At 48.1% G+C, this 12,294-nt stretch carries 13 protein-coding genes; 1 reads left to right on the forward strand and 12 read right to left on the reverse strand.

All coding sequences use genetic code 11. From position 1 onward, the window contains the following. Window positions 1-333 precede the first annotated feature (333 nt). The 4 genes from pssA to rluD all read right to left on the reverse strand — a co-directional run bounded on the left by pssA (window position 334) and on the right by rluD (window position 5,583). Window positions 334-1,161 carry a CDP-diacylglycerol--serine O-phosphatidyltransferase gene (gene pssA / locus DQW12_RS12940; RefSeq protein ID WP_113908299.1) on the reverse strand — a complete coding sequence of 276 codons (828 nt, stop codon included), beginning with the start codon at window positions 1,159-1,161 and terminating at the stop codon, window positions 334-336. Window positions 1,162-1,239: 78 nt separating this feature from the next. Further along, window positions 1,240-3,810 carry an ATP-dependent chaperone ClpB gene (gene clpB / locus DQW12_RS12945; protein ID WP_113908300.1) on the reverse strand — a complete coding sequence of 857 codons (2,571 nt, stop codon included), beginning with the start codon at window positions 3,808-3,810 and terminating at the stop codon, window positions 1,240-1,242. 73 nt (window positions 3,811-3,883) lie between these two features. After that, entirely contained in the window at window positions 3,884-4,621 is a 738-nt protein-coding gene (gene pgeF, locus DQW12_RS12950) for a peptidoglycan editing factor PgeF (RefSeq protein WP_113908301.1), read from the reverse strand. Then, window positions 4,618-5,583: a 23S rRNA pseudouridine(1911/1915/1917) synthase RluD gene (rluD, locus tag DQW12_RS12955; RefSeq protein ID WP_113908302.1), complete on the reverse strand. Its 966-nt coding sequence runs from the start codon at window positions 5,581-5,583 to the stop codon at window positions 4,618-4,620. The genes pgeF and rluD overlap by 4 nt, the downstream gene beginning before the upstream one ends. A gap of 114 nt (window positions 5,584-5,697) precedes the next feature. Between rluD and DQW12_RS12960 the strand changes: the two genes are divergently transcribed. Continuing rightward, window positions 5,698-6,426, forward strand: a complete 729-nt coding sequence (locus DQW12_RS12960) for an outer membrane protein assembly factor BamD (protein ID WP_113908303.1) — start codon at window positions 5,698-5,700, stop codon at window positions 6,424-6,426. 19 nt (window positions 6,427-6,445) lie between these two features. Here DQW12_RS12960 and glnB read toward each other — a convergent pair whose 3' ends face one another. The 8 genes from glnB to fliN all read right to left on the reverse strand — a co-directional run bounded on the left by glnB (window position 6,446) and on the right by fliN (window position 12,278). Continuing rightward, window positions 6,446-6,784, reverse strand: a complete 339-nt coding sequence (gene glnB / locus DQW12_RS12965) for a nitrogen regulatory protein P-II (RefSeq protein WP_113908304.1) — start codon at window positions 6,782-6,784, stop codon at window positions 6,446-6,448. Between the two features lie 28 nt (window positions 6,785-6,812). Further along, the gene (locus tag DQW12_RS12970) at window positions 6,813-8,438 is read right to left on the reverse strand and encodes an NAD+ synthase (RefSeq protein ID WP_113908305.1); all 1,626 of its coding nucleotides are present in this window, start codon (window positions 8,436-8,438) and stop codon (window positions 6,813-6,815) included. Between the two features lie 77 nt (window positions 8,439-8,515). After that, window positions 8,516-9,652: a flagellar biosynthesis protein FlhB gene (gene flhB, locus DQW12_RS12975; protein WP_113908306.1), complete on the reverse strand. Its 1,137-nt coding sequence runs from the start codon at window positions 9,650-9,652 to the stop codon at window positions 8,516-8,518. Window positions 9,653-9,662: 10 nt separating this feature from the next. After that, window positions 9,663-10,445: a flagellar biosynthetic protein FliR gene (fliR, locus tag DQW12_RS12980; RefSeq protein ID WP_113908307.1), complete on the reverse strand. Its 783-nt coding sequence runs from the start codon at window positions 10,443-10,445 to the stop codon at window positions 9,663-9,665. Further along, the gene (fliQ, locus tag DQW12_RS12985) at window positions 10,445-10,714 is read right to left on the reverse strand and encodes a flagellar biosynthesis protein FliQ (RefSeq protein WP_113908308.1); all 270 of its coding nucleotides are present in this window, start codon (window positions 10,712-10,714) and stop codon (window positions 10,445-10,447) included. The genes fliR and fliQ overlap by 1 nt, the downstream gene beginning before the upstream one ends. Before the next feature lie 11 nt (window positions 10,715-10,725). After that, complete coding sequence (gene fliP, locus DQW12_RS12990) at window positions 10,726-11,472, reverse strand: flagellar type III secretion system pore protein FliP (protein ID WP_113908309.1); 747 nt, start codon at window positions 11,470-11,472, stop codon at window positions 10,726-10,728. Window positions 11,473-11,547: 75 nt separating this feature from the next. Further along, window positions 11,548-11,865: a flagellar biosynthetic protein FliO gene (fliO, locus tag DQW12_RS12995; RefSeq protein ID WP_113908310.1), complete on the reverse strand. Its 318-nt coding sequence runs from the start codon at window positions 11,863-11,865 to the stop codon at window positions 11,548-11,550. Continuing rightward, on the reverse strand, window positions 11,865-12,278 hold the full coding sequence (gene fliN, locus DQW12_RS13000; RefSeq protein WP_113908311.1) for a flagellar motor switch protein FliN: 414 nt from the start codon (window positions 12,276-12,278) through the stop codon (window positions 11,865-11,867). The genes fliO and fliN overlap by 1 nt, the downstream gene beginning before the upstream one ends. Between the last annotated feature and the right edge of the window lie 16 nt (window positions 12,279-12,294).

Raw genomic sequence — 12,294 nt, forward strand, 5'->3', positions numbered from 1 at the left:
ACTCAAAAGCTTCGCTAAAGTTGCCAACCGAAGTTGGTCTTTTTTGATGCCTTCTCGTGCAAGTGCCCACACAGATTACTTGGCTTGATATATTGTTAAAGAACGTTGCTTCCTTCCGAAGCAGGGAAGCGAATTTTACGCTTCTCCTTGGTGAAGTCAAGTACTTGAATGATCTTTTTTGATCCCGTTCAAACCTTGTACCTTCTGAATTCTCGTTGCTCGGCGTTGCCTGACAACGGAGGCGCATTATAGAGATCTTCGAAGCGCGATCAAGCCCTTTTTTGAAACTTTTTACTGACTGCGCATTTTATAAACGATCTTAATCAAATGCGGCTAATCCTTGCTCGCCTTGTCGTTATTTTGCTCTGTTTTCGGTGCTGGCTTTTCGTCGGCAAAATCAGCGTCACGCTCTATCGGGTCGCCAAGGATATCTTCTAACTTTAATTTCCCTGCTTTTTTCAGCGTCATAAATGGACCAGAAATTGCGTATCCTGTGAATAATGCAAATAAAACGAGCGCTGGAGCAGTAGCCACAACAACAAAGCACAACACAATAAAAAGGATGACAAGAAAGTTTACACGCCCGCGCCAATCTACATTTTTAAATGAATGATACTTAAAGTTACTCACCATTAATAAGCCTGCCGCTATGGTTAGCAACGCAACCAACCAATGCACATGCTCGGGCTCTATGCCGTAACGTGCGCCCACCCATACCATTCCCGCCACAATAGCAGCAGCACTTGGAATGGCTAAACCTTGAAAGTAGTTATGGTCTGCTGTTGCATGAACCGCGTTAAAACGAGCGAGCCGTAATGCACCACCAGCAACGAAAATGAAAGCGGCCAACCAGCCGAACTTGCCCAAGTCATGCAATGCCCAATTATAGGCGACCAACGCGGGTGCCATACCGAAAGAAACAATATCAGCCATGCTGTCATATTCGGCGCCAAACTCACTTTGAGTATTGGTTAATCGCGCAACACGACCGTCTAAGCCGTCGAATACCATTGCGACAAAGATGGCAACTGCTGCTTGTTGAAAATTACCATTCATGGACGCTACTATCGCGAAAAACCCCGAAAATAACCCCGCGGTTGTTAACAGGTTCGGTAATAAATAGATTCCTCGCCGTGCGAGCGCATTTTGTTGATCTGGCATATAAGCTCTCAAATAAAAAAGACTGTGACACCCATCAGGATATCACAGTCTTTTGGTGGAATGACAAGAGCTTCCGAATTAAGCGATTGCTAATCCGCCTTCGCCACGATCAACCTTTATGGTGTCGCCTGGTTTAAAGTCTCCCGCTAAAATGCGCTGCGCAAGCGGATTCTCTAGCTCATGTTGAATAGCGCGCTTGAGCGGACGCGCACCGAACACTGGGTCGAACCCAACCTCGGCGAGTTGCGCTAGAGCCTCTTCGGTGATGTCCAGTGACAAGTCGCGTTCAGCCAAGCGTTTTATAAGTCGCTGTAATTGAATACCCGCAATTTTCTTAATGTGCTCGCTCGCCAGTGGGTGGAATACCACAGTTTCGTCGACGCGGTTTAAAAACTCTGGGCGGAAAGATTGCGCTAACACCCCCATCACCAAGCTCTTAATTTCGTCGTAGTCTGCACTGCCTGCCTTTTCTTGAATTAACTCTGAACCCAAGTTCGATGTCATAATAATTACGGTATTACGAAAATCGACAGTGCGGCCGTGGCCGTCGGTCAAACGCCCATCGTCTAACACTTGCAGTAAGATATTGAACACATCGGGATGTGCCTTTTCAATCTCATCTAACAAAATTACCGAATACGGCCTACGGCGAACGGCTTCCGTGAGATAACCCCCTTCCTCGTATCCCACGTAGCCCGGAGGTGCGCCAACTAAACGCGCCACGGAATGTTTCTCCATAAACTCCGACATATCAATCCGTACCATTGCCTCTTCCGTGTCAAACATAAACCGAGCCAACGACTTACACAGCTCTGTTTTTCCTACTCCTGTTGGACCAAGGAAAAGAAACGATCCGATCGGCCGATCAGGATCGCTTAACCCTGCTCTTGATCGACGAATTGCGTTGGCCACTGAAACCACGGCTTCATGCTGGCCCACAACCGAACTATGTAACTCATCTTCCATGCGTAATAGTTTGTCTCGCTCACCTTCCAACATGCGCGCCACAGGAATGCCTGTCCAACGTGACAATACTTCGGCGACTTCCTCTTCAGAAACCCGGTTACGCAACAAACTCATGCCTTGCATTTCTGCTTGCAGCGCTAAATCGAGCTGCTTCTCAAGTGCTGGTATGCGGCCATACTGTAATTCCGACATCCGATTAAGATCTCCGGCTCGGCGAGCAATCTCGAGATCAGTCCGCGCTTGCTCCAATTGCTCTTTAATATGTTGGTGACCCTGCAAGGCGGCTTTTTCGGAGTTCCAAATCTCTTCGAGTTCCGTATATTTCACTTCCAGCTCGTCAAGTTCTTCTTGCAGTGTATCGAGCCGTTTTTTGCTGGCCTCGTCCTTTTCCTTACTTAGTGCTTGGCGCTCTAATTTCAGTTGGATCATACGGCGCTCAAGACGGTCGAGCTCTTCTGGCTTAGAGTCGATTTGCATACGAATACTCGACGCAGCTTCATCAATAAGGTCGATAGCTTTGTCTGGCAGCTGCCGATCACTAATATATCGGTTCGATAAAGCAGCCGCCGCAACAATTGCAGGGTCTGTGATTTCAACTGCGTGGTGAACTTCGTAGCGCTCTTTCAAGCCACGCAAAATTGCAATGGTGTCTTCAACACTCGGTTCTTCCACTAAAACCTTTTGAAAGCGTCGCTCTAGTGCTGCGTCTTTTTCAATATATTCGCGGTATTCGTCTAATGTGGTTGCACCAACGCAATGCAGTTCACCACGCGCAAGCGCGGGTTTTAGCATATTGCCAGCGTCCATCGCTCCGTCGGCTTTACCAGCCCCGACCATTGTATGCAGCTCATCAATAAAAAGAATGACCTGACCTTCTTTTTGTTGGAGTTCGTTGAGTACGGCCTTCAAGCGCTCTTCAAAATCGCCACGATATTTCGCACCCGCAAGCAATGCACCGAGGTCAAGCGAAAGAACACGCTTGTGTTTTAAACCCTCCGGTACTTCGTTGTTCACAATGCGTTGCGCAAGCCCCTCTACAATGGCGGTTTTACCGACACCGGGTTCACCGATAAGAACAGGGTTGTTTTTCGTTCTCCGCTGTAAAACCTGAATGGTACGGCGAATTTCCTCGTCACGACCGATCACCGGATCAAGCTTGCCTTGTTCGGCGCGTTCGGTGAGGTCAATAGTGTACTTGTCCAGCGCTTGGCGCTTCTCTTCGGCATTAGGATCGTCTACTTTCTGCCCGTTACGAACTTGCTCGATGGCCGCTTCAATTTGGCTTTTTTGAATCGCACTCGCGCGAACGATATCGCCTAACTTGCCTTTGTCTTCCGTTGCAGCAAGCAAGAACATCTCGCTCGATATGTAGTCGTCTTTGCGTTTCTGTGCGTATTTGTCACAAAGGTTCAGTAAATTACCACTCGCTGACGAGAGCTGCACTTCACCACCCGTACCTTCTACCTGTGGAAGGTTGTCGAGTGCTTTCGAAAGCTCTGCGCGAAAGTTATTCACATTCACGCCCAATATTTGCAGCAACGGCCTTACCGAACCTCCTTCTTGGTTCAGTAACGCAGTCATTAAATGCACGGGTTCGATAAATTGATGATCACGGCCAAGCGCTAAAGATTGCGCATCTGAAATGGCCTGTTGAAATTTACTTGTAAAACGGTCAAGACGCATAAGTACCTCACAATCAGTCTTTCGTATACTGTATATGTGGGTGCTTGTTGAACAAATATCAAGCGCTGCTAATCTATTCTTCGATCCAGATCAAAGAAGCCATGCGTCCTGTAACACCGTCACGCCGGTACGAAAAAAATGAATTGGCTTGATTGAAGGTGCAGTGCTCACCGCCGGTAATATGAGTTACACCGTGGCGCTTTAACTCAGCGCTTACCAATGCATAGATATTAAGGAGCCAACGCGAAGGCTGAGGCGTGAAAGCAGCTTCATGGCTTTTATTTAAAGCTCTCATCGCTAACAGAACATCGTCGCCAACTTCAAAAGCACGCGGACCAATCGCTGGCCCGAGCCAAGCCTGTAGAGTATCTGCGGCCGAATCAAAATTTTGCAACGCTTGTTCAATAATGCCTTGGGCAATACTGCGCCAACCACAGTGCACAATACTAATCTCAGTGCCCTCGGCATTGGTTAAAAATAAAGGAAGGCAGTCGGCTGTTAATACCGCAAGTACAACCCCGGGGTGTTTCGTATAACTACCGTCGGCTTCGGGTATGTCACTATGCTCTAAAGCCGAAAACTGCACAATTTGCTGGCCATGCACTTGGTTAAGCCACCGTGGCGGCTGCGGCAATTTAAACTGCTGCTGCAATAGCCGCCGGTTTTCTTGCACCGCGGCGGGCAAATCATTTACATGTGCGCCTAAGTTAAGGCTTTGAAAAGGTGCGGCACTCAAACCCCCAACTCGTGTTGTCACCAAGGCATGCACCTTTGTCGACACGGACCATTGGGGTGTGAGCACTTCAATCATTTCTGATGCGCCTTCAGGTCTGTTTTTAATTCCGCAAGTAACGCTTGCATGTCGGCCGGTAGCACTGACGACCACGCCATAATTTCACTGGTAATCGGGTGAGCAAACTCCAAATGGACCGCATGTAATGCTTGGCGCGGAAACTCACGCAGCATGGCCAATAATGAATCACTTGCTTGTGCTGGTGGCCGCGGACGCCCGCCGTATTGAGGATCACCAATGAGCGGATACTTAATATGCGCCATGTGCACCCGAATTTGATGCGTACGACCGCTTTCGAGGCGCAGCCGAACATGTGTATGCGCACGGAAGCGTTCAATCACTCGATAATGTGTTACCGCAGGTTTACCAGAACGCGTCACCGCCATAAGTGTGCGTTTTGACGGGTGACGCCCAATCGCTGCGTCCACTTTTCCGCCGGCGGTAAGTACTCCTGTCACCACTGCTTCATACTCACGAGTGATGTCACGCTCTTGTAAGGCGTCAACTAATCCGGTGTACGCTTCTAGCGTTTTCGCAACCACCATTAACCCACTGGTTTCTTTGTCTAGCCGGTGCACAATGCCTGCTCTTGGCAAGTTTTCTAGGCTCTGACAATGATGAAGTAAGGCATTGAGTAAGGTGCCTTGATTATTACCGGCACCCGGATGAACAACGAGCCCAGCTGGCTTTTCTAGCACCAAGATGTGTTCGTCTTCGTACTGAATATTAAGATCTATCGCTTCCGGCTCATGCTCTACTTCAGGTTCAAGTTCAATATCAATGCTCACTTCCATGCCAGGAACAACTTTTTCCCTCGGTTTGGTGACCACTGCGCCATCTAAGGTTACTTTGCCGTCTTGAATCCAGGTTTTCATGCGCGAGCGTGAAAATTGTGGGAACATATCAGCTAAAGCTTGGTCGAAACGAAGACCTAGCGCTTCGTCGGGTACTATTGCGGTTTCGCGAACATGGTTTGTCATAGAAGTTACGCTGTGCATCCTCGTGTCAGTACGTTACAATTCGGGCGTTTTGTTAAGTTTAACCCGATGAGAAGAATCATCCCAGTGAAATAAGAATTAAGGTTGGATTCAGGCATGAGACAAGTAGTTGCTGCCCTTTTGGTCAGCGTGTTCGTTTTGGCAGGCTGTTCTGCTAGCCCAGACGAAAAAATTGAGAGAAGTACCTTAGAAGTGATGTATGACACGGCGCAACGTCATCTAGACGTAGGCCGGTACGCAGACGCAGCGCAAGTGCTTGAGCAAATCAACACGGCTTATCCTTTTGGTGCATACACACAACAAGTTCAACTCGACTTAATGTTTGCGTTTTACAAGATTGCAGACCAAGACAAAGCACTCGCAACCATTGACCGTTTTTTGCAGTTAAACCCGAATCATGCTGACCTAGACTATGTTCGCTACATGCGTGCTTTGGTTTACCAACAAGCAGAATTTAGTTTCTTTCAGAACCTCTTTAATATCGACCGTTCGGACCGTTCCACCTATTACGCAGAGCGAGCCTTCGAAGAGTTTGGAGAGTTAATTCGCCGCTACCCGAACAGCCAATATGCACCCGACGCGCGCATGCGCATGCTAGCATTAAGCTCACGTTTAGCACGCCATGATATTGCGGTTGCAGAATATTACTTACGCCGAGAAGCATTCGTAGCGGCGGCTAATCGCGCAAAAGGAATTATTGAGTCGCACCCGCACGCTCCGGAGCAAAAGCGCGCGTTAGAAATTATGGTAGAGAGCTACACAAAACTCGGTATGGACACACTGGCGAGCGACGCACAAAGCCTACTACAAGCCTACACAAACTAATCATTATAGAAGGCGCGGTTTATACCGCGTCTTCATTTTCCTCGCCCGTACGAATTCGAATGACACGAGTTACGTCTGAAACAAAAATTTTCCCGTCGCCAATTTTACCGGTTTGCGCCGTTTCCATAATGGCTTCAATGCAGCGATCTACGTCACCGTCTGCAACCACAATTTCCAGTTTAACTTTTGGCAAAAAATCGACCATGTACTCAGCGCCACGATAAAGCTCAGTATGACCACGCTGGCGACCAAAGCCCTTCACTTCGGAAACCGTCATACCCGCAATACCAATTTCAGACAAAGCTGCCCGCACGTCGTCGAGTTTAAACGGCTTAATAATTGCTTCTATTTTTTTCATACTACCCTCAACAGTTCGCTGCTACCGTTTAATTTAACACAGTTTTTAAATAAGCGTGGGTTATCGGCATTCGTCTATCTTTATTAAAGTTGCGGCGTGTAACCTTGGGCCCGATAGCCCCTTGCCTGCGCTTATATTCATTGCGTTCAATCAATTTAATTACATCTTTCACGCGGTGTGCTGGGTAACCCTGCGCTACCAGATCGTCAACACTCATATCACGCTCCACATAACCGTCAATAATCTCGTCTAGCATGTCATAAGGCGGCAATGAGTCTTCGTCTTTTTGATCCGGTGCAAGCTCAGCCGACGGCGGCCGATCGATAACACGCTGCGGAATAACAATACCGTTCTGGTTACGGTAACGCGACAATGCGTACACTAAGGTTTTGGGTAGGTCTTTAATGGGCGCAAACCCACCGCACATATCGCCGTAAAGCGTACAGTACCCGACCGCAAGCTCGCTTTTGTTGCCTGTAGTGAGCACTAACGCACCATACTTGTTCGACAGTGCCATAAGTAAGGTGCCTCGGCAACGCGCTTGCAAATTCTCTTCGGTGGTATCGGTTTCTGTGCCCGAAAATAGCGGTGCCAACTGTGTTAGAAACGAACTCACCATAGGTTCAATCGGCACCACGTCGAATTTACAACCTAAAATGTCAGCTTGTGCTTTGGCGTCGTCAATACTCATTTGCGCCGTATAGTTGTATGGCATCATCACTGCACGAACACGATCTGCGCCAAGCGCGTCTGCGGCTATGGCGAGCGTAAGCGCGGAGTCAATGCCCCCCGACAGCCCAAGTAGCACTTGCCGAAAGCCGTTTTTTTCAACATAGTCACGAACAGCAAGTACCAAAGCCTGATAAAGCGCCTCATACAGTTCTGGCTCCGAAGCCAGCGACTTCGATAAAACTTCACGTTTACGAAACCCAACCACCGCTAACGACTCACTGCAGTGCGGGAGACTCACCTTCAACTCGCCTTTGCTGTCGAGTACCAACGAGTTGCCATCAAAAACCAGCTCGTCCTGACCACCGATGGCATTCACATACACCAAAGGTAATTCAGTTTCGTGACAACGGGCACTGAGCACCTGCATGCGTTGTGACAATTTATATTCTTCGTATGGCGAGGCATTTATCGAAATCAAGATATCCGCTCCCGCCTCGCGGGTTTCCCGAGCAGCTTCAGGCGACCATAAATCTTCACAAATCAGCAAACCTAATCGATGTTCGCGTAAGGTAATCACCACAGGTTCATGCCCTGCAGTAAAATAACGCTTTTCATCAAATACGCCATAATTTGGCAACATACGTTTGTGATAGCTTGCCTCTAACCGCCCATTGTGAAAGAAGCCGACGACATTAAAAATCGAATTGCCATTGTTCTCGGGGTACCCGACCAACAATGCAATGTCGCTTGCAAGCTCGCAAAGCCGTGTTTTCATCTCTTCTAGTGTTGCGTAGAGATCTGGCCGATAGAGTAAATCTTCAGGCGGGTAGCCGGTTAACGCGAGCTCAGGAAAAACAACCAAGTGCGCGCCTTGCTCCTTTGCTGCTGCAACAGCACTCTCAATCCGAGATAAGTTTCCGCGCAGGTCTCCCACTACAAAATTAACTTGCGCTAAAGCAACGTTGAGCGTTTCGGTAACCATAGTTGTGTATCACCCTTGAACAATGAACTGAGGCAAAATGGAGCGAATCATAGCGAAAGCCCTGCCCTTGAGCAAACCTATTCATCTTCCGCGTCAAACTGCATTGCCTCGGGTATCGGTAAATCTTGCGACGGTTTTTTTGGGCGTTTGCCTCGGCCACGCTTGAAGTCTCGCAATTGGTAAACATACGCGAGCACCTGCGCTACGGCCATAAACAACCCTTCTGGTATTTCATGGCCAAGCTCGGTGGTGTAATACACGGAACGTGCGAGTGGTGGGTTTTGTAAAATCGGCACATCGGCGTCCATGGCCACCTCGCGAATACGCGCAGCAATATCGTCAGTTCCCTTTGCAACCACCCGTGGAGCGGCTCTACCATTCGGATCGTACATAAGCGCAACGGCAAAGTGAGTCGGGTTGGTTACCACCACATCAGCCTTTGGCACGTCTTGCATCATCCGTTTCATCAACATAGACAGCTGCATAGAGCGCATTTTTGCTTTAACTTGCGGGTTTCCTTCCGCATTTTTACGCTCGTCTTTTACTTGTTGCTTAGTCATTTTGAGTTCTTCATGATGCTTGTGCATTTGGTACGGCACATCAATCAGCACAATCACAATTAAGGTACAAATGAGCAAAATAAAAATAAGCGCGAGGAGCTTCATCGACTCCACGTAAACATTTGGCTCTAAACCGTCAGACAACCGAATAATATTGGGAAATTGCCAACGCAATAGAAAATACGCGCCCGCAACCACAATGGCGAATTTGCCAATACTTTTCAGCAGCTCAACAAGTGCCTGTACGCCAAACATGCGCTTGAAGCCTTTTAACGGGTTCATTTTTGAAGGCTTTGGCGCAGCCGCTTGCCAGGTAAAGTTGTAACCACCAAGCAGAATATTGCCGAGAAAAGCGCCGGCAACTACAATGGCGAAAAATACCACACTCGGAAAAAACAACGCTTTGCCTACCCCAGACCAGAGGGTGAAAATCATATTTTTGTCGAACGCATCGTCGCGCTCTAACAAAAATTGCTGAGCCATAATGCTCTTTAAACCATAACTGAGCGAGGGTGCAACCACCACCAAACCAATAGCGGCAGACAGCAACACACCTAAGGTGCCAAGCTCTTTTGAGCGGGCAATTTGGCCTTTATTCTTGGCTTCTTCTTGGCGTTTGGCCGTGGGTTCTTCTGTGCGTTCTTCGTCTGACACATTTCCCTCCTTAGCACTGGCCGCCGAGAACGAAACAGAGTGCTTCTACACCACTGCCCCAAAGTTTGTCGAAATGGCGTACAAAATTCCCCATGGTAAGCCACAAAATCAAAAGCCCAGACACCAGCTTAATAGGAAAGCCAATGGTAAAAATATTTAGCTGCGGTGCCGCCCGCGTCATAATGCCGAAGGCAAGGCTCATGGTCATAATCGCGATAACCGCCGACAGCGCAAAAGTAAGCCCAGCTCGAAACATGTTCGCGCCCCACATTGCCACATAGTACATAGCATCTACGTCGGGGCCACGCTGCCCAATGGGAATGGCATCGAAACTCAGTACCACAATTCGAATCATGGTGAGATGGCCGTCGAAGGCGAGGAACATTAACGTAGCAAGCATTAAATAGAATTGACCCAACACCGGCACTTGCTGCCCAGATCCCGGGTCCACCATCGAGGCGAAACCTAGGCCAATTTGCATACCCAGAATTTGTCCTGCAACAGAAAAGGTGTGAATCACCATCAACGAGATAATACCCAATAACATACCAATGGTGATTTGATGTACGGTAACCAGCATACCGGCAGGCGATACAGTTTCGAAAGGTACATCGATCGGAGGGAGCACGGGAGCTATCGCCATAGTGATTGCCACCGCGGCAAACAGCTTAATACGAGTGGGAATAGTACGGCCCGAGAAAATTGCCATGGTTACGAACATACCAGCAACACGAGTGAACGGCCAAAAGTGCTGCGCTAACCATTGTAAAATCGTGTCGAGTTGAACGTCCATTAGCCAATAACTTCAGGAATTCGCATATACATTCCAATGGTAAATTCCATAAGCTTTTGTACGAACCAATGACCCGCTAAACCTATCGTCATAATAGTTACAATTAACCGCGGCAAGAAGCTCAAGGTTTGTTCGTTAATAGAGGTTGCAGCTTGAAACACCGCAACCGCCAAGCCCACTAACAAACTTGGAATAATAATCGCGCTCACCATTAATACCACCATGTACATGGCGTCGCTAAACACGTCTACAAACATTTCAGGACTCATAACAGACTCCTCTATATCCCAAAGCTGCCGGCGAGGGTTCGCATTACAAGCCCCCATCCGTCTACTAGCACAAAGAGCATTAACTTAAAGGGCAACGACACCAGCATCGGCGACAGCATCATCATACCCATGGCCATCAGTACACTGGCCACGACAAGATCAATAATAAGAAACGGAATAAAGATCATAAACCCAATTTGAAACGCTGTTTTCAACTCACTGGTAATGAACGCAGGAATAAGCACCGACATCGGCACATCTTCCACCTGATCAACTTCTAGGTAACCGGCAATATCAAGAAAGGTTTCTAGGTCAGACACCCGCGTTTGCGAGAGCATAAATGCTTTTAACGGAGCACGCGCTCTTTCCACTGCCTCCAAAGGCGCTATTTCTTCTGCAATGTAGGGCTGTAATGCCTCTTCGTTAATTTGATTAAACACCGGATTCATAATGAAGAAAGTCATGAACAACGCAATACCAATCAAGATTTGGTTGTTCGGCGCAGACTGCAAACCAATGGCCTGACGCAAAATACCCAACACCACAATAATGCGGGTAAATGAAGTCATCATGATCACAAACGCGGGAATAAAGCTTAGCGCGGTCATAATCGCTAAGATTTGCAAGGTAACGGAATACTCCTGACTACCGTCTTCGTTGGTTGTCACGGTAATCGCGTTCACACTGTCTTGCTGCGCCAGCGCTATGTCTGGGAATGCGATTAAAATAAGAATGAACAGAGGGAATAAGTATTTCATTCGGTTGAATACCGTTATGGTTATATTAGCGCCATTATTGCTGTCCTTGCTTTATCATACAAGGGGCGAATGCGGTTACTTGCCTTTCTGCGGTTCTGTAAGCTGGCTATTCGCTGGCAACGTTTTTAATAACCGAATGTTATGTGCAGTTACGCCCAATAACAGCTGCTCGTTCGCTACTTCAACAACCACAAGTTTTTCTTTTGTACCTAACGAATGGGACGCAACCACTTTTATACCCTGGCGCGCCGGTAGCGCCGAAGTAATATTAAAGCGACGCGCAAGCCACGCCAGAATAAAAATAAGCGCCAGCACAATGGCCAGCATAAAAATCATGCTTGCGATATCGCCCCAGCCTATCAGTCCTGCGCCAGCTGTGGTTTCCGAATTCATTACTTCAGCTTCCGAATACGCTCAATTTGGCTAATTACGTCGGTTAGGCGGATACCAAATTTGTCATTCACCACCACCACTTCACCGTGGGCTATCAATGTACCATTTACCAGTACATCGAGCGGCTCACCGGCGATACGCTCGAGCTCAACTACCGAACCTTGGTTTAACTGCAGAAGATTTCGAATACTAATTTGGCTGCGGCCTACTTCCATCGAGATGGTCACCGGAATATCCAAAATGGCGTCGAGCTTGCGCGACTCTTCAGCACCTAAGCTCGGATTATCCTTTAACTCCTCAAGCTCTGGCGTTTGTACCCCGTCGGCGCCGTCACTGCCGTCTTCTGACGCTGCTTGCTCAGCCAGCGCTGCTTCCCAATCATCCATATCTGAATTTTTTGTATCGTCACTCATCTTTCTCTCCTCGCCC

This window comes from Aliidiomarina celeris, assembly GCF_003316875.1.
GTDB classification, from domain to species: domain Bacteria; phylum Pseudomonadota; class Gammaproteobacteria; order Enterobacterales; family Alteromonadaceae; genus Aliidiomarina; species Aliidiomarina celeris.